Below are 18,977 nucleotides of genomic sequence, written 5' to 3'. Positions count from 1 at the left end.
GTCGCACCCTTGTGATGCCGATCCTACTGATTATCTCAATTCATATAAAAAAGAAATCCATCAAAACAACGCATTGATGAAAGAAACCCCACCTTAATTATCCAATAGGGTTTGTCACTCGAAGGGGTGCGGCAAATTGTCGCGCGACAATTTGTCGCATTGATTTTTTTCCAGCTTGTAAGAGAATTGGAACAGATAAGAATAGCCACCCTTGCCGCAAGGCAAGCCCGGAAAACCACAGGGTCTTTGCAACGAAGACAGCCTGGTTGCCTCCTCTGAATGACGGGGAGTTTCTGAAATTTGGCGTAGGAAATTATGCGCCCTATCCAGAACGTCGTTCAAAAAAGAGGCGCTGTCAATTGGCCGTTTCCCAAAGCAGCAAACAATTAACGGCGCCTTGAAATCAAACAAATGCATTTTTTTGGAGAATTAACTATGCAAAAAATTTATTATAACAAAACCAGTTCGCTGGTCTCGTTGGCGATCATCTCCGCTTTAGCAATGGCAGGCAGCAATGCCTATGCAGCCGCAGTAAGCCCCAAACCGTGGGTTAGCGGTGATAATGTCCTGGATTTAGGACTTAATTCCATTACTGCCACTGAAAGCGCAACCAAAAGCGCCTATTCCGACAATCCGAACTTGAATTATTCCGCATGGGCGCATGTCGGTGATTGGTTCGTTTTTCAAAACACCGGCCTGCAGGATGTCACTGTAACGGTTAACGGCAGTTCAGGATTCGTACCGGGCGTCACGGTTTGGGCAACCGGTGCGAACGTGTTTGACGGCGGCACCGAAGGTTTCGGTTCGGAAATCAGCGATGCAGGTTTCGGCACGCCGCACTCATTCAACGCAACCGGCAAAATGGGTGATGCCGGCACACTGTGGATGGCCAACGGACAAGGCGGCAATGTCCTTGAAACCTTGGGCTACGCAGTTGCAGGCCCTTCACACACGGTTGGCACCGGTTGGGGCGAAACCATACTGAACGGCGCCAATGACGTCAGTCTGACCAACACCTTTGAAAACGGTGTCGGCGGCAGCGTGGGTGCAAATACCGCAACGCTGACGTTCAACGACCTGGCTCCGGGCTGGTATACGGTCTATGTTGGCGGCACCGATCATGCGTCCTCTGGCGGCGCTTATGAGCTGGCCGTCAGCGCGGTACCGGAAGCCGAAACCTGGGCCATGATGTTGGCCGGTTTGGGTCTGGTCGGATGGCGTATGCGTAAGCAACACCAAGCTTCGATTCAGGCTGCAGCTTAATCAGCGGAACATTTAGCCACGGGAGAAACGGGGGTAGCCGCATCGCCCCCGTTTTTACCTAACAAAGCACACTCGGCTCTGTTTCAGCAAGAATTCAAATCGTTTGTTTGATCAATTGCAGCAAGCGATTTCAACTTTAGAGCAGCAGGAATGCCAGGGTGTTGAACTGCGAGGAACTCAAATCATGCTAAGAACTATTAGAAAATATGGCATTCAGTTATTCATGGCAAGCTGTGTGATGGTTGTGACTTGCTCAACTCTGCACGCCGACTTCGGACCGATGCCCATGTCCTTAAAAGGCGCACCGGTTCCTGAAGTACCCGGCTTATTAGACGGTAACAATCCGATTATCATCGATAAAGCAAGCGCCATTGCACTGGGTAAGGCTCTATTCTGGGATATCAATGTAGGAAGCGACGGCATTGCTTGCGCCAGTTGCCACTACCATGCCGGCGCCGATCGCCGCACCAGGAATGTTATTTCGCCCACTGGCAGAAACAGCAGCCTGCCTAAAGAATTCTCACAGGCCCGGGATGGAAGTCAGTTGGGCCCTCATTCCGAACTGAAGAAAGGTGATTTTCCTTTTTTTCAAACCGATGACCCCATGAACCCACTGGGCGCTCCGGTTTACATCAACAATGACGTGGTTTCGTCGTCAGGTACTTTTGGCGGTACTTACCGCGATGCCGAGGCATTTCTGGAAAGAAACGATGAATGTGATCGCGATGTTGATCCGGTTTTTCATATCGGCTCTGTCGGCGCTCGCAAAGTTGAACCACGCAACACCCCCACGGTCATCAATGCCGTTTTCAATTTCCGTAATTTCTGGGATGGCCGCGCCAATAACATTTTCAATGGCAGCAGCCCATGGGGGGACCGCGATCCGAATGCCGGCGTCTGGATAAAACTCCCCGATGGCAGCTTTACTAAAAAGCGGCTACGCTTGCTCAACTCATCGCTTGCATCCGTATCGGTGGCTCCGCCGCTTGATGATTTTGAAATGAGCTGTCACGGACGAACCTTCCCTGAACTTGGCCGCAAGCTGTTTTACCGCAATCCGTTGGAACACCAGCAAGTTCACTGGAATGACAGCGTGTTGGGCAGTTTGGCTAACAGCGCGCCGAACAGATTGCGAAGGGGCCTGAAAACCCGGTATTACCAAATGATCAAAAAAGCCTTTCATCCGAAATACTGGAACGATACGCCGGATGAACGATTCGGTTTCCCGCCCGCATCGTCAGCCAGTCATTCGACTCCCTATAGCCAAACCGAAGCGAATTTTGCGATGTTCTTTGGATTATCGCTGCAGATGTATATGGCTACGTTGATTTCCGATGATTCCCCGTTCGATCGCAGTGAAGTCGACGAGCATGGCGAACCGATCGGTTTGAGTGAATCGGCGCAACGCGGCATGGATTTCTTTCGCGATGCGCATTGCGCGCTTTGCCACATCGGACCCAACTTCACGGCTTCCGCCGTCATAACCAACAGCATTTTGCAGAAAACCAATCCGCACGCTTTCGGAAATGAATTGTTCCGCATCAGCACCATGAACGTGGTCACGCATTTGCCTTTGACAGCCGGTATGATGTTTCAGGATACCGGATTTGCCGGTACCGGCGTAACACCGGTGGAAAACGATCCGGGGCTGGGCGCCACCGATCCGTTTGGTAATCCGTTGTCCTTTTCCGATCAGTACATCCAGATACTTGCCGGAAACCTGTCGGGAGCGGTCGATCCATTCGTCGTCAACGTACGCCCGTGCGATCTGGATACCGCGGTTGCGCTTGATCGCGACAAGCCGCATCCGCTGCTGTTTACACGATCGGATGGTATCCAGAAACAATTTCAAGGCACCGAAGGCTGCTTCAATGCGAGCGGGGCTTTTATCCCGACGGTAGCAACGGCTCGAGCTGAACTGGCGAAACCCGATCGCAGACGCCTCTTAAGCGCCGCCAAAGGCTCCTACAAAATTCCATCGCTCAGGAATATCGAATTGACAGGGCCTTACATGCACAATGGCGGCATGGCGACGTTGGAAGAAGTACTGGAGTTCTACATTCGAGGCGGTAATTTCACAACGCCGCCGAAAGAGTTCGGCAAGGTTTTTTCACAGCCTGAACTGCGATTATCCGCGGAACGCCGCACGGATTTGATCAATTTCCTGAAAAGCCTGACAGACGAACGTGTGATTTATGAACGGGCTCCGTTCGATCATCCGGAATTAAGAATTCCGCATGGTCATGCCTCCGGAGCCGTCCGCAATCCAATCAGCAGTTCATTGGCTGCAGATGAATGGTTAATCATTCCCGCTGTCGGCGCCGCGGGAAGCACAAAACCTATCACGCCGTTTGAGCGTTATCTGCGTTAGCAGGCCGTTGAAAAACTATCGGCGTTGCCGCTACGGTGTTAAAAACAAGCTCAAAATGCTCATTTATACCGCATAAACTGCGCTTTTTCGCCTGTTTTTGCCTTGTATCGGCTGCCTCAACAACGTTTCTCAAAAAACAAAGGCCTTTCGATTATGATTGAAAGGCCTTTGTTGTTTCTATAATAAACCGGCTATGTAAAGAAAAATCAGTGCAATTTGAAAAACTTATCGTGGATGCGCCGCGTCGTCCGCCATACGACCCATAACACCGGCGGAATCATCAACCCGGTCGCCAGTTCCGGGTGAATCGGCAGCCCCGCCGCTGCCCCCGCTTTAGTGATGTACAGCAGCAAGCTGATTACATAGTACGAAATCGCCGCAATCGATAAGCCTTCCACGGTGCTTTGCAACCGCAATTGCAGTTCTTGTCCGCGTGTCAATTTCTCCAACAGTTGCTGATTTTGCGTTTCCGCCAAGATATCGACGCGCGTACGCAGCAGTGAGCTGGTTCGGGAAACGCGCGCTGATAAATAACTTAACCGCTGTGAGGTAGCTTCTACCGTGCTGATCGCCGGCGATAATCGCCGCTGCATGAATTCTCCAATCGTTTGCGTGCCGTGAGTAGCGGTTTCGCGCAATTCTGCAATCCGCTGCATGACCAGCTTATTGTATGCCTGTGTCGCGGCAAAGCGGTAAGCATGTTCAACCGTCGCGCGCTCTATACGCACCGCCAGCGCAATCAGCCTGTCCAATAATGCCTGATCCGATGCTGCCTTATTTTCCAGTTGCGCGGTGATTTCGGCGAGCTGTTGCTCGGCGCTGGTCAATTCCGGGATGAGACGCTTGGCCACTGGTAGGCCGCGTAACGCCATCAGCCGGTAGGTTTCAATTTCAAGCAAACGTTGCGAAACACGCCCTGCCCGCGTTTCGGATGCATCGGCCGACATAATCACCAACATGCGCTCAAATCCGCTAGGACGCAGCATGAAATCGGTCACTGCCAAGGAATGCCCTTCCCTGCCGATCACCGAAGCGACGATTGGATTGCCGCCAAACCACTGCCGTGCTTGTTTGAGTAATTCATCGGTTGCGCTCAAATTACCCGGCACCATCGCCAGTTTTACCGCGGTGATTGTCCGTCCCGGTATGTCAATCAGCCAATCACGGGGCAGCGCCAGGAATGCCAGCAAATCAGGATCGGTTGCGCCTAATTGCGCTGCTTCGGGCAAATGCTGCACGAGCGAATAGCGGGTAAATTCGGTATGGCGTTCCCAGCGCAGCGTATAGCCTTGTAATCGCAACCGTAAAAAATTATTTTGCAATTGTTCGAGTAACAAACTCTGTTGCCCGGGAAGGCGGCGCAGATGCTCACATTCTTGCTCACGGGTAATGCCGTCGTTAATCACGACCACATAGATAACCAGCGCAGGTAAGCGGATACGCTGACTGGGGCGGGCATGCACTTCGTTGTGCAACAATACCCGCTGTGGATCATCATCCGGGAGCAAATCGATAAAATCGGAGTCAGTCGTTGAGTACATGGAAACAGTTTGTGCGATAGGATTTGAAGCCTGAATGTACCAAGGATCGGCTAGCCGGTCAAAAAACCCGTCAGCCGATGATCGTTACCCGTCACCAAATCGGATTGCAGGATCGCAATTTTGCAATCGCGAACTATACTAAGCCGAAGCTGCCAGAGCAATGAAACTCATACCGGCGCAAGTGCTTCAAGCGCAGGGGTATAGTTCAACCCCAAGGCTTGCGCAACCGCTTCATAGGTAACCCGGCCACGATAAACATTTAGGCCGTTGCGCAAATGCGGATCATCCAGCAAAGCTTTGCGGAATCCCTTATTAGCCAGCGCGATTACAAATGGCAATGTGGCATTGTTGAGCGCAAATGTCGAAGTGCGCGCCACCGCGCCTGGCATATTGGATACGCAATAATGCACGACGCCGTCTTGAATGAAAATGGGGTTGGCTAGTGTAGTCGGTCTGGAGGTAGCAAAGCATCCGCCTTGATCGATCGCGACATCCACCAATACCGCGCCGCGATTCATGCGGCTGACCAATTCACGGCTCACCAGCTTGGGCGCTGCGCCGCCCGGAACCAGCACGGCGCCGATCACCAGATCGGCGGCGGATACATGCTCTTCCAAAGCATCCACCGTGGAAAAAACCGTATTGATTTTCGAACCGTATTGAGAATCCAGTTGCTGCAAGCGATGAATCGATTTGTCCAGCACCGTGACATGCGCTTCCACGCCCATTGCAATCCGCGCGGCATTGGTGCCGACTACGCCGCCGCCGATTATTACGACGCGTGCCGCAGGCACGCCGGATACACCGCCGAGTAACATTCCCCGGCCGCCTTGATCCAATTCCAGCGCATGCGCGCCCGCCTGGATCGCCATCCGTCCGGCTACTTCGCTCATCGGCGCCAACAGCGGCAGCCCCCCAAAGTGATCGGTCACCGTTTCATACGCAATGGCGATACTGCCCGATTCCATCAATCCTTTGGTTTGCAAGGGATCCGGCGCCAAGTGCAAATAAGTGAACAGAATTTGTTCCTCTCTCAGCAAAGAAATCTCAGAAGGTTGCGGTTCCTTGACTTTCACGATCAATTCGGCTTGAGCATAAATCTCTTGCGGTGTATCGACCATCACCGCCCCGGCCAGCCGGTATTTGTCATCGCTTAAATCAATCTGAGCGCCAGCCAGCTTTTGCACTATGACCTGATGACCGTTGGCGACCAATTCGCGGACAGCCGCCGGCGTCAGACCAACCCGTGATTCATGTATTTTAATTTCTTTGGGAACACCGATAAGCATTCATCTCTCCCTGCATCCAATCTACGTTTCTTTAGATAATACCACCATTCACACCAATGCTTTGACCCGTTACCCAGCGCGCTTCATCACTGACCAGGAACAACACGGCTTTCGCAATATCGCCGCTATCGCCAATCCGCCCCAAGGCCGCCATGGCGGCCATGCGTTCGATATCGGCGGCGGTTTTCCCTGCTCGAAACAACTCGGTATCGACCGGGCCCGGTAGTATTGAATTGGCGGTGATGCCACGTTTGCCCATTTCGCGCGCAAAAATGCGGGTCAATTGTTCAATCGCGGCCTTGGTCGCGGCATATGCGCCATACTTCGGCAACATTAGCCGGGTCACGGTACTCGAAATGGTAACGACCCGACCTTGATCCGCAAGTTTCTCGGTTGCTTCGCGCAGCGCATAAAAAACACTCTTGAGATTGACGTCAACGATACGATCGAATTCGTCGTCCCGGATTTCCGCGATTTCCTTGAACAATAGAATGCCGGCGTTATTGACCAGAATATCGATCCGCTGGAACTGTTGAATCGTTTTATCAAACAGCTGCTTCACCGCGGCGGGATCGCTGACATCGGCCTGAATAGCGAAACCTTGGCCGCCGGCTGCTGCAATGGTCGCACAAATTTTGTCTGCAGCCAGTTTGTTATCCGCATAATTGATTACCACCGTTGCGCCCGCCGTTGCCAAAGTGCGTGCAATTTCAGCGCCGATCCCCCGCGAAGAACCGGTTACAATCGCAACTTTTCCGTGTAACGGTTGCATGATTGATGCGTCAGACTGATGCCAAATGATTATTTGGATTTTGCATGACGCTTGAGATAATCGGCAATTTCGCCATGTTCGCGCTTTTCCGCCCAACTCAAAGCGGTATCGCCTTGCTCATTGATTATCCGGGGATCGGCCCCATGATTCAGCAAAAATGAAACCGCCTGCAGATGATTGCCTCTCACGGCCATCATCAATGCCGTCGAACCGTTATCCGAGGTGGAATTAATATCCGCGCCGCCGCCCAGCAGTACACGCAGCGTATCCAGGTGGCCTGCGAAAGCAGCGTAAATCAATGGATTCCAGCCGCCATGATTAATTTCTGCGCCCCTGATATAGAGCAACTTAACCATTTCCGTGAACCCCTGATAGCTGGCCAGCATGATCGCCGTTTCGCCGAATCGATTGCGCAGATCCAGTTTCGCACCGACTTCAACCAATAATTCAGCCATCTTGAGATTCTTTTCCTGTGCCGCGATCATTAATGGTGTGTAGCCTTCCTTATTTGGAAGATTGGGATTGGCGCCTTTTTCCAATAACCGCGAAACTTCGGAGACATTACCCCGCTCGACCGCCCAGATGAAATCTTCCTGAATTCCGGCGAATACAGTGCTCGATAACCCCAGAAATAGCGCCGCGGCAAAACGGAAAATTATTTGTGAATTAATTCGGTATGCCATAATCGGAGAGTTTGAATAAGTTAAAAAAATTACCGGTCGTCGCATTCGCGATCTCGTCGATGCTGACTGCCCGTATCCGCGCAATCTCTTCCGCCACATGCCGCACAAAGGCCGGCTGATTTTGCTTGCCGCGGAAAGGCACCGGCGCCAAATAGGGCGAATCGGTTTCAATCAACATTCTATCCAATGGAATATTCTTGGCAACTTCTTTCAGAGCCACAGCATTTTTGAACGTCACGATGCCGGAAAACGAAATGTAAAAATTCATGGCGATTGCTTGTTGCGCGACTTCCCAGCTCTCTGTAAAGCAATGCATGACGCCGCCCACGCGGTCTGCGCCTTCTTCCTGCATGATCCGCAACGTATCGGTTGCCGCCGATCGCGTGTGAATGATCAAAGGCTTATTGATTTTAAGCGCTGCGCGGATATGTTGGCGGAACCGTTCGCGCTGCCATTCCAGATCGCCTTGCAAACGGAAATAATCCAATCCGGTCTCGCCGATGGCGATCACTTTCGGATGAGCGGCCAAATCAGCGAGTTCGTCGGCTTGCGGCTCGATTTGGTCCTCATAATCCGGATGCACCCCCACCGAAGCGAACAAATTGGCATGCGCTTCCGCCAAAGCGCGCACGCGCGGAAAATCCGGCAAATTGACGCTAACGCATAGCGCATGGGTAACCTGATTGTGCTGCATATTCAGCAATAACGTTTGCAGATCTTTGGCGAGATCCGGAAAATCAAGATGACAATGTGAATCGATAAACATAATTTCCAGTTAATGATAATGTGATTAAAATCAGCGCCTGCCTCGCACCGCATCAGCCCAGCAGTTCGGGGTTTCAAACAAGCGAACTTGTTCGAGTTGCAGATGGTTGCTGTACTTGTCGCGGTACGCTCCGTCTAAAATGCCGAAAGCGATCTGCGCCAAATTCTCCGCCGTTGGCTGAACATCCAGCACCACTGTTTTATGGTCTTCGATTGATCGCAAGAACTGTAACACCTTGGTATCGCCTGAATAAACCAGAAAAGCATGATCCCAATGATCCACTAAAGCCGACTTTGCAATTTGTTTTACTTCGGAAAAATCCATGACCATGCCTTGCTGCGCCACACCTTCCTCGGCGATAATATCCCCCGAGAGCGTGATCTCGATGCAATACCGGTGTCCGTGCAAGTGGCGGCATTGGCTATTGTGAGTGGAAATACGATGACCTGCATCAAACTCCAACTTCCGGGTAATTAACATTGGGACCTATGCTTCGCAAATTAAATATGCGGAATTGTAACATTGCAAACAACTTCCAAACTATTGAATAGCGCCGATCATAGCCGCGACAGCGCCGGGCTGACTTATGTTTATCCGGTCATTTCACGGCGCGCGGGTGGCGTTTCAATCGGCATTAACCTGAATCCGAATAACGCTTGCAACTGGCGTTGCGTCTATTGCCAGGTCCCCGATCTCAAACGAGGTTCCGCGCCGAAAATCGACTTGGATAAATTAGAAGCCGAATTGCGTTTTTTTCTAAATGAATTGATTCATGGCGACTTTATGGAACGCTACGTACCGCTGGAAGCCAGAAATATTAAAGACATAGCGCTATCAGGAAATGGCGAGCCGACGAGCACCAAAGAATTTGACCGGATCATCGAACTCATCGGCCATATCAAAAAGGATTTTGTATTACCGGCGAATCTGAAAACGGTGCTCATTACCAATGGCAGTTTAATTCACCGCGCCAACGTGCAAGCTGGATTGCAGAAAATGGCAGCATTGAATGGCGAGATCTGGTTCAAATTCGACCGAGCTTCACCTGGGGAGCGGCGCCGAATTAACAATGCTACGATCAGTTTAAAAAAAATTCAGGAAAATCTAAGCATCGCCGCATCAATTTGCCCCACCTGGCTGCAAACCTGCGTTTTTCAGCTCGATGGCAGGCCACCGGCAGATGAAGAAGTATTGAGCTATCTGACATTTATCCGGCAATTGCTCGAGTGTCAAATTCCTTTCCGAGGTGTTTTGTTGTATGGTCTTGCCAGACCGTCGCTGCAACCCGAAGCATCCAGGCTCTCTCCGGTTGATCCAGCCTGGTTTAAGGATTTTGAAGAAAGAATCCGCGCACTGGGTATGATCGTTAAATCGAATCCATAACATCAGCCGCATGGCTTCAATTTAGCAGTTCATCACCGGCTGAGATGTTTGTAACTTATTTACAACAGTTGATATTTTCTTGATCTCGATCAAGACTGATATTTTATGCAATTGATATATATGCAAAATCAATTTGGATTCTTCAAGAGTTGAAAAATAGGCGGCAATAAAGGGCGATACCTGAGTCATGCCAATAGCAGATATCACTTATAATTGCGCCTCATATCATTTAGAAAAACAACACGATACCCAATAATATTGTTACGTATGCCGCACTACCGCTTTAATCTTCATAACAGGAGTTTTGTAATGAGTTCTTGTCACCGCATTTCATCCATTTCAACCCAGTCTTCCGTTGAAATCGAGATGCATTGGATGAAAAACATGCCACGTTGGCTATTTAGCGCCGGTTCAATGGTCGCCGTCGCACTGAGTTTGAGCGCCCCAGCTCACGCAACCAATCCGGCGCCTGCCACCGTAAACCCCGCTGCACCCGCTGCGTCAGCGACACCTGCTGCAGCTCCGGATGCAGCTGCAAAACCGGCTGACGGCAAATTTGACATGTCGAAAGTACCACCGGTCACTGCGCCATCGCGCCCCGGATTGTTTATGCTGCCACCAACCAGCCCGGGATATTATTCGTTCTGGGATATGGTAACCGGCAACAAACGCGAGAAACCGCCGGTCGCGCCTTATCTGCCATTTGCTTTGATGACCACCCCGGCTTTTGATGTGGATTTCCGCTACCTGGATACCCCAGGTCACGAAAAAGATTTTTTTGATCCAATCAAACGAATCCGTTTTGCTGAAGACTGGTTATTATCGTTTGGCGGCAGTTTCTGGTATCGCTACACCCACGAAACCGACAGCCGCTTAAACGCGGGCGATGTCAACAACGATTTTCATCTGCTCCGCACGAGATTCCATGCCGATTTATGGTATCGCGACCGGGTACGGTTATTTGCAGAATTATTGGATGCGCGCGCTTTCAGCTCCGAACTGCCGCCGCTCGGCACTGATAGAAACCATGCCGATATTCTGAACATGTTCACGGATATCAAACTGGCAACCGTCGATAATGGCCCCGTGTATGTCCGGGTTGGCCGGCAGGAACTGTTATATGGTTCACAGCGGTTGATCTCAACACTGGATTGGGTCAATACCCGACGCACTTTCCAAGGTGTTAAATTCTTCTGGCGTAATCCGCAATGGGACTTGGATGCATTCTGGGTCCGTCCGATGATCACTGAAAAAGGCAATGTCGACAACTGGGATACGCAACAAAACTTCTTTGGTTTGTGGGCAACCAATAAGCCAAAACCCGGACATGCGATCGATCTATATTTCTTGAGCTTGATCAACGATCGGAACATTACCGCAGCCAACCTGCTGACGGGAAATATTTTAGGGGCGAATGCCGACACCCATACCCTCGGTGGACGCTTAGTCGGCAATATTGACAATTTCTTATACGAAATTGAAGGTATGTACCAATTTGGACGCCGTTCAGGATTGGATGTTTCCGCGTTTGCAGCCGCCACCGGTATCGGTTACCGCTTCCCACTGCCGATGAATCCGCAGGGCTGGATCCGCTATGACTTCGCTTCCGGCGACAGCCGTCATACCGATGGCCGCAGCAACACATTCAACCAGTTGTTTCCATTCGGTCACTACTATATGGGCTTCCTGGATCGCGTCGGACGTCAAAACATTCATGACTTCAACGCGCAATTCACCATGCACCCGATGCCGTGGATCACGTTTATCACGCAGTACCACCGCTTCTATTTGGCGAACAATCGGGACTTTCTCTATAACGCAGCCGGCCTGGCAACGCTGCGCGATGTCACCGGTCAATCCGGCAGCCATGTCGGCGATGAATTGGATTTCCGTTTGAACCTGCACGTCAGCCGGCATCAAGACGTCTTGTTGGGCTATTCAAAACTTTGGAGCGGTACTTTCCTGGAACGGCAACGCCCCGGCACCGATCCGGATTTGTTCTATATTCAGTACAACATCCGTTTCTAAGAGTCTTTATACAAAAGAAAACGGCATCCAATCGGATGCCGTTGTTTTTTCAGCAAGCAAAAATCACCTCGTCTGGAAGGAATTCCGGTCGCTTGAAATTCGCGGCGCTTATACAACAGAATGAATGATCGCGTCCTGTTGCTGGATATTACTGTTGGTCTCTGCTAATGAATAACCTATCCGGCAGCTATCGCTCTAGCTTTTTTACGGACTTCATTGTTCATGCGCCAACCGACAAGACCCAATCCCACCAGCAACATCGCCCAGGTTTCCGGTTCGGGAACAGGCGTCAGAATAATCGTATCCCCGGAAATGCTGATGTACATATCGGTCGAACTGAAGGTGACACGATAATCAGCATGATCCAGAATCGGACTGACGAAACCGGTAGGAGCCGAGAAATTGTCACCGGCATTCATACCCGCTACCGCTTCGGCGGGATCCAGGCGAAAATCGGCGATCAGAAATTGATAATCGCCTGGCGTATTAACAGCGACATCGTACCAAGGGTCGCGGCGAAAGTGTACCGAGCCGTCGGCTGACGGTTCAGTCAACAGATGGGTGGTGCGCGTCAAAGGACTGGTTCCAGGTGTGTAACCATTGAAATAATTGCTGGCGCCGGTTGCGCCGCCGCAATTATTCTCAACGTCATCGCAACGGAAAATGGCGTCGGTGGTTTTAATTGAACCGGTGTCGTGATAAAAATACGTGTCGGCATCGAGCCAAGTTAATTCCCCGTCACCATTGATATCGTTAGTAAAATAACCTGGTGTGGACACATTGCTTTGCGAGGCCTCATAAGCAGCGACGTCGACGGTAAATGTGCCAGTGCCCAGTATTTTGAATTTCCAGACATCGAAAGTAGTACCTCCCGTGAGTTTATTCAGTGTGCCATTGATGGCCAGTGAACTGGCCGCTTGAGCCGGTACGGCAACAAAACCGAATATCAATATGGTAGTACCAATCCAACGCATTTGTTTTAACATCATGTTACTCCTCTAGCTAATATTCCGGGAAACTGAGAAATCTGGATACGCGATAAAACGCTATGCAAGTTACACGGAACACAGCGCAGCGATCAGGATTCATCAATCGATGCGAAGAAGCGTATACCACGTAAAGAATCGCCCAGCATTCCCCTGTTTACTAATTACATTCCGAAACCGGCAGCCAATTAACCAATAATCCTTGGTCCTGCAATTGACCATCCTCTTCCTTCATGTAATACAGATGATGGTCTGCTGAGGAAACACCCAGATAGGTTTTTGTACCCGGATAATAGCGATAACTGTAGACACCGGAAATTTGTGTTGCCGCACCGGAGGGCGACAATGCGCTGGAATATTTACCTTCCGCCCAATTCAAGAAACAGTTGATCTTTTCCTCGGAAGAGAGGTTGATGTAATTATTGACCACCGCGCGTCCACCGGACAACACCAAATCCGGGTATTCCAGGATTTTGAATTTCTCGAACGGATTACCACGAACAGCAATAATGTCTGCTGGCGCATCCGGAGCTATCGTGCCCAAACCTGGAATGCCCAGATCTTCTGCAGCTTTTGACGTTGCAGCTTTAATTACATTGACAACATCCGTGAAATCGATCGTATCTCCGCTCAGCGCATGCAACATGGTATGCAATTCCTGCCCATTGATTCCCCAAGGCACATCGTCATGCGCAATTTCGGAACCGTAAACCACCTTGGCGCCTTTCATTCCCAATCCGACTGCATTGGCAAACATATGCTCGCAAGTGGAATGGGTATCGAGCGTAGTCACAACGGTCACGCCGTCATCTTTGATCCGCTGCAGCAATTCATCGCTGATCGCAGCGCACGGCATATGCACCAACTCATCGACATTGGCGTCCAGAGCCCGGGTTAAGCCGGTTTCCTCGCCCACAAATGCCATTACACGTTTTCCAAGCGCATGTGCTTTGGTCACAATCGCTTGTGTGATCTCCGCGGATAGCATCGGCCAAGGCGTTGGTGGAATCGGATTGCCATGAGTCATCCAATGCCTGCCCGGTTCACCACCAGGCTCCAACGAAATGACGATTGCGGATGCGCCACCCGTCACCAGTTCCTGTACGACTGATTCAGCTTCAGCCACCGTTGAGACGGTAATGCCAATTTTGTCGAAGCCGCTGTCGCCACCAAAAATATTCAGTGGATAACCGTTAGCAGCCTGGATAATCGGTCCAGCGCTCAATAACCGCAACGTTCCTTCGCCGCCTTCCATAGCTTTCAAAGGGCCGCCGACATCCTGTGCCGTGGTGATGCCATTTTTCAACACAACACTTTTATTGACGCTCTGGAATGTAATGTGACCGTGACGTTCGATAAATCCCGGCAATATCGTCGAATCGCCCAGATCCAATTGATTGGCACATCGGCTGCTTAATTCCGCCAAGGTACCGACTTGCTTAATCTTATTGCCTTCGATAAGAACAGCCTTGTTATCTTGGGGAAAATTAATACCGTCGAATAACCGCGCAGCTGCAAGTATCTGACAAGCGGGAAGACCCGGTACGACTGTAGACCCGGAGTGATCCGAACTGCCGTGTCCATGAGCATTGAAGTTGGCTATTGATGAAAGAATCGCCGGGATCAATGCTTTAATTACAGTGTGAGAAACAATTTTTTTAATCATTTTAGAAATGTATTTCCTTTGAATGTTGATGATGTTCTTATTGATATAGAGAAAACTTGTTTCATTGAGCGAATCAATAAAAATTTTATTCAATCAGTATATGTGCGTATCTGAAGTGAATATGCATTATAAAGTTAGCTATTTTCGTTGAACATGCGACAAATTGTCACACCTGACTTAAGAGGACGGAGTCAAATGAAGAAACTTTTCACCTATTCATCAGGCTGATTCTGGATGGTTTTATTGGTATGACTGAAAGATTGAATTACCGGGCAGGAGCAAACTGATTGACAATCATGTGTCCCCCGGAAATTACCAGGTCAGGGTATTCGAGACGTTTCAAATTGAGTAAAGGATTTCCTTTGAAAGCGATAAGATCGGCAGGAGCGCCCGGCTGCAAGGTGCCGAGCAACGGTATACCCAAATGCCGTCCGGCCTTGGAAGTTGCAGCCCGCACCGCATCCAGAGAATCCAGCTTGGCCGTTTGCATCGTGACCATGAGCTCCTGCGCGTTGATACCCCAGGGAACATCGGGATGCGCAATCTCGGAACCGTACAACAACTCACCGCCCAGCGCAGCCCAAACCGCTGCATTGCGCGCAATACCCGGACATTTTGATAAGGTGTCGATGGTGCTGATGATTTTCACTTGCTGCATGACCGCTTGCTTTAATAACGCCTCCGGAATCGATTCGCAAGGCATGTGCGCCCATTCATCGACACCCGCATTCAATGCAATCCGCACTCCTGTAAGTTCGGCAACATGCGCGGATACCTTGCGTTTGTGATGATGAGCTTCATCGACAATCGCCTTCACAACGGATTCGGAAAGCACCGGCCACTTAGCTTGTTTATGCTGTGAATGGTGCGTTGCGTGATGAGGATCGTTGTCATGACCCGGGTGGTGCGATTCGGGATGCGCAGATCCATGATGATGGAGATGGTGAGAAGTCCACGGCGCTCCGGCTTCCCCGCCGGGTTCAAGCGCAATTTTAATGATAACAGCCCCCTTCCCGGCTAACTGCTTCACGGCCGCCCGTGCTTCCTGCTCATCCGCCACCGCAATGGCAAGATTTTCTGCGCCCATGGTTACGATGGGATATCCGCCGGATGCGGTAATAATCGGACCGGAAGTCAACACCCTCAGACTACCTGCGCCACCGTAGGGTGCATGAACCGGTCCGCCTAAATCGCGGATCGTGGTGATACCATGACGTAACACGATCTCAGCCGGAATGTTCTGATATGTCAAATGCGCGTGTAATTCAATAAAACCCGGAAAAATCGTCGCATCGCCCAAATCCATGACCAACGTATCATCGTCGGTGATCGTCTGCGCGCGCGGTTGAATCGTTGCCACCCTGCCATCTTTCAGGACAACCGACATATCGGTCCTGATATTGTCGCCATCGAAAACACGCGCGGCATGCAGCAGTAGCTTCGAAGCCGGCTGGTTTTGCGCCTGGATAGTGGCAGAAAAAAGCGCCAAAAACATTAACAATAAATAGCACACGAATAAGCTCAAAATTTTGCACATGATGAATGGCTGCATGGATTTCACCCAGCTGTGGAATTTGCGATCGTTTGATTGAATTTTAAATACCGGTTAACAATGCCCCGGCTCGATAAAACCGGTCAATGCACATAGAACAGCCATCAGAAAAAAACTGCCCCAGACCGACTCCACCAGTTCTTCCACTTCGGGGCTAGTTTTATAGCAACACCCCCAGAAAATAGCGGAATTTCCATTACGCCGCTCCATCATGGAATCGACGTCTGATTGAAGAACTGTAAAATACCGACTGCGTAGTACCGCGCTGATTTGCCGGTGCGAATAGTTCCGCAAAGATCCGCCATCCGGGAGAAGATTCGCCAGTGATAGCATTGCCAATACCGCTATCACCGATGCCGAGGGATCATAGTCTGGCGATGATTCACCCAGCCGGTTTGGCGCCAAGGGATCCGGCCTGGAAGTAATCCAGTACTCGCACGCATTTCTCGCCAAGGTGATGTAAGGCTCCCCCCATAACGCCGCAGCCCGGCTCAAACCCAGCATCGCCCATGCTTGTCCGCGTGACCATTCACCGGCCTGCCCGAGCGGCTCAAAACCCCGGCCATCAAACTGCGCGGTCGCATGAACTGCGCCGTTATCGCGGTAGCACGCTGCCAGCATTGTTTCGGTATGTCTTTGCGCCATAAAGCGGTGAAGATTATGATCACTACTGCCGAGAAGCTGAATCATCGATGCAAAACTATCAATCGTAACCGCTTTGCTGCCACCGTTTCCGCCGCCCATCGCGGTACCGAGCGGAAAACAATTAAGCTTGGGATTGAAGCTTTGCGTTATCGCATTCACCGATAATTGCGTCAGTTGCTGCGCATGCGCATCCTTAAACCATAATGCGCCCAACGCTGCGCCGTACCAAAAAATCAAACTGCGATAACCGGAATCGATCATGGTTCTTGCAGCCAATTGCTGGGAAATCACCGATGCTTTACGCTGATCGCGCACCGAATCGGTCACTCTTGCACGCAACCACCAGCAAGCGCTCCAGAATCCGCCAGCCCATGAGCCGCCTTGTGAGACCTTCCAGGTATTGCTATTTCCGGGAGAAAATAGCGGAAATTCTCGGCCGCACTGCTGATCGATCGCATCCATGCGGCGAAACAGCGATTCAATGGCATCTATCATTTCTTGGGTGCTGACCGGCCGGTCACCGGTTGCATAAACTGCCGACATACAACTTCTCCTAAAAAATCAAATTGAAATCAACCAAAAAATTATTCGCATCGCTTTTCCCCGGATAGATGTTTTTCATCACATCACCTCCGAAGGCATGGCCATAATAAAGGCGCGCAGTCAATTGCTTGCTATAGGTGTAAGTCAATGCAATATCCGCCAGTTGGCCGATATCCCTGGCGCCGCCCGCGGAATTGCCGGAATAGCCGAAAGCGCCGCTGTTCAATGCGGCTCCCAAACCACCGTATAACAAATCGCTGGCATTGCCCAATGACAATTGATGCACGTTGATATTTGCCTGCAATTTGGGCGTCAGCGAAGTGATGATCTCAACAAATGCATCCTGGATATTCATCAGGTTATAGAACGGAAACTTGGCATAGAGACGGCCGCTCGGCACCCCGGAAAAATAGATCTGATGCTGACCATCGTGCGGATCGCTATCTCCGGAGCTACGGTAATAGACTGCTCGCAACCAGGGTTTCAGCGGCCATTGCGTCCACTGATAACCGGCTTCTGCGGCAATAGCCCAGGCATGATGCGGCTGCGAAGTCCAATGACCGAACTGGTAGGCCGCCCATAGCAACGCATCGACACTGCCGGAACCCAAGGTGTGCAGCGATAGCACGTTGGCTCCAATGGTATGGATATCCAGTTTTTGCTGCTGCAGAAACGGTCTTGCTTCGGGAGAACGGTTGTCGATCACTTGCGTATCGCGCTGATCGTCGTAATTCATGTAAAACAAGCGGCCTTCGGTACCCGGAAGCAACTTATCCTTTTTGCCGGTCAGCGCAGCAAAAACAATATTGATATCATTAATTTGCTGCTGCCCCTGCACCGTCAGATTACCTTGCGTCGGATGAACGCCGCTAACGGTTAAATTGACGGTTGGTTGATCGTGAACCAAGGAGAAACCGTCGAATGTCCGTCCGATATAAATTGCATTAAAACCGCCCAATAATCGCTTGGCGATGCGCCGGCGTTTCAGCGCATCGAATTTTTCCATGCCACTGATGGTCTCCATGCCATCCGTCAGCTCGAAACGTCCGGCTTTGACCGATGTTCCCGGCACACCCCATGCATGAAGCTTGAAATTCAGAAAACCTTGTTTCAAAAACACATTACTCGCAGCGGTTGTCTCATTTGTTTGGAAATAGGCCGCTCCCAGCCCCAACGATCCGCCGCCCGGTACGACGGCATCATTCGGCAAACCGTATAAACCGATATATTGACCCTGCGCAAAACCATCCACATAGGATGATGTAAACATTGCACCCAGTCTGGCGCGCAATACCCATAAGTCATAGGAATGATCGACAGCGGCTTCCGGACGAAAGAAATTCCATACTTCGTAGCTGCTCATCCATTCGCCATTTATCCGCAAGTATTGATTGATATACCCCAAAGGTTTGGGATCATTGCTTGCCGCAGCGGCAGTAGTCATGAAAAATAACGGGAGTATCAAGCAAAAAAAACCTCGTTGGATGTT

The 18,977-nt window shown here is 50.7% G+C and carries 15 protein-coding genes and 1 riboswitch; of the genes, 4 read left to right on the top strand and 11 right to left on the bottom strand.

Features of this window, described 5'->3' with window-relative positions:
- Positions 1 to 194 precede the first annotated feature (194 nt).
- Positions 195 to 274, top strand: a riboswitch (cyclic di-GMP riboswitch).
- Positions 275 to 435: 161 nt separating this feature from the next.
- A complete protein-coding gene (locus ACV7NC_RS00870; RefSeq protein ID WP_458153538.1) occupies positions 436 to 1,263 on the top strand; it encodes an FxDxF family PEP-CTERM protein in 828 nt (275 codons plus the stop codon).
- A 184-nt stretch (positions 1,264 to 1,447) separates the two neighbouring features.
- The gene (locus ACV7NC_RS00865; RefSeq protein ID WP_458153537.1) at positions 1,448 to 3,634 is read left to right on the top strand and encodes a cytochrome-c peroxidase; all 2,187 of its coding nucleotides are present in this window, start codon (positions 1,448 to 1,450) and stop codon (positions 3,632 to 3,634) included.
- A gap of 206 nt (positions 3,635 to 3,840) precedes the next feature.
- On the opposite strand, the gene ACV7NC_RS00860 is transcribed toward ACV7NC_RS00865, so the two are convergent.
- The 6 genes from ACV7NC_RS00860 to queD form a co-directional block, all read right to left on the bottom strand.
- A complete protein-coding gene (locus ACV7NC_RS00860; protein ID WP_458153536.1) occupies positions 3,841 to 5,175 on the bottom strand; it encodes a DUF3422 family protein in 1,335 nt (444 codons plus the stop codon).
- A 167-nt stretch (positions 5,176 to 5,342) separates the two neighbouring features.
- Positions 5,343 to 6,464 (bottom strand): alanine dehydrogenase, encoded by a 1,122-nt coding sequence (ald, locus tag ACV7NC_RS00855; RefSeq protein WP_458153534.1) that lies wholly within the window; start codon positions 6,462 to 6,464, stop codon positions 5,343 to 5,345.
- Positions 6,465 to 6,495: 31 nt separating this feature from the next.
- Positions 6,496 to 7,236, bottom strand: a complete 741-nt coding sequence (locus ACV7NC_RS00850) for an SDR family oxidoreductase (RefSeq protein WP_458153533.1) — start codon at positions 7,234 to 7,236, stop codon at positions 6,496 to 6,498.
- A 29-nt stretch (positions 7,237 to 7,265) separates the two neighbouring features.
- Positions 7,266 to 7,919, bottom strand: coding sequence for an ankyrin repeat domain-containing protein (locus ACV7NC_RS00845; protein WP_458153532.1), 654 nt, complete (start codon positions 7,917 to 7,919; stop codon positions 7,266 to 7,268).
- The gene (locus ACV7NC_RS00840; protein ID WP_458153531.1) at positions 7,903 to 8,685 is read right to left on the bottom strand and encodes a TatD family hydrolase; all 783 of its coding nucleotides are present in this window, start codon (positions 8,683 to 8,685) and stop codon (positions 7,903 to 7,905) included. Before ACV7NC_RS00840 ends, ACV7NC_RS00845 begins: the two co-directional genes overlap by 17 nt.
- Positions 8,686 to 8,715: 30 nt before the next feature.
- Positions 8,716 to 9,165: a 6-carboxytetrahydropterin synthase QueD gene (queD, locus tag ACV7NC_RS00835; protein ID WP_458153530.1), complete on the bottom strand. Its 450-nt coding sequence runs from the start codon at positions 9,163 to 9,165 to the stop codon at positions 8,716 to 8,718.
- Between the two features lie 42 nt (positions 9,166 to 9,207).
- Here queD and ACV7NC_RS00830 point away from each other — a divergent pair, with 42 nt between their 5' ends.
- On the top strand, positions 9,208 to 10,068 hold the full coding sequence (locus tag ACV7NC_RS00830; protein WP_458153529.1) for a radical SAM protein: 861 nt from the start codon (positions 9,208 to 9,210) through the stop codon (positions 10,066 to 10,068).
- Positions 10,069 to 10,377: 309 nt separating this feature from the next.
- The gene (locus tag ACV7NC_RS00825; protein WP_458153528.1) at positions 10,378 to 12,096 is read left to right on the top strand and encodes an alginate export family protein; all 1,719 of its coding nucleotides are present in this window, start codon (positions 10,378 to 10,380) and stop codon (positions 12,094 to 12,096) included.
- 176 nt (positions 12,097 to 12,272) lie between these two features.
- On the opposite strand, the gene ACV7NC_RS00820 is transcribed toward ACV7NC_RS00825, so the two are convergent.
- The 5 genes from ACV7NC_RS00820 to ACV7NC_RS00800 all read right to left on the bottom strand — a co-directional run bounded on the left by ACV7NC_RS00820 (position 12,273) and on the right by ACV7NC_RS00800 (position 18,932).
- Positions 12,273 to 13,085 (bottom strand): PEP-CTERM sorting domain-containing protein, encoded by an 813-nt coding sequence (locus tag ACV7NC_RS00820; protein ID WP_458153527.1) that lies wholly within the window; start codon positions 13,083 to 13,085, stop codon positions 12,273 to 12,275.
- A gap of 157 nt (positions 13,086 to 13,242) precedes the next feature.
- A complete protein-coding gene (locus ACV7NC_RS00815) occupies positions 13,243 to 14,748 on the bottom strand; it encodes an amidohydrolase family protein (RefSeq protein WP_458153526.1) in 1,506 nt (501 codons plus the stop codon).
- Positions 14,749 to 15,013: 265 nt separating this feature from the next.
- Positions 15,014 to 16,300, bottom strand: a complete 1,287-nt coding sequence (locus ACV7NC_RS00810) for an amidohydrolase family protein (protein WP_458153524.1) — start codon at positions 16,298 to 16,300, stop codon at positions 15,014 to 15,016.
- Between the two features lie 54 nt (positions 16,301 to 16,354).
- Complete coding sequence (locus tag ACV7NC_RS00805; RefSeq protein ID WP_458153522.1) at positions 16,355 to 17,488, bottom strand: glucuronyl hydrolase; 1,134 nt, start codon at positions 17,486 to 17,488, stop codon at positions 16,355 to 16,357.
- Between the two features lie 10 nt (positions 17,489 to 17,498).
- A complete protein-coding gene (locus ACV7NC_RS00800) occupies positions 17,499 to 18,932 on the bottom strand; it encodes an alginate export family protein (protein WP_458153521.1) in 1,434 nt (477 codons plus the stop codon).
- Between the last annotated feature and the right edge of the window lie 45 nt (positions 18,933 to 18,977).

The organism is Nitrosomonas limosa, from assembly GCF_054188085.1.
Note: the sequence above shows the minus strand (reverse complement) of the source record. Positions and strands in the feature narration are given on the sequence as shown.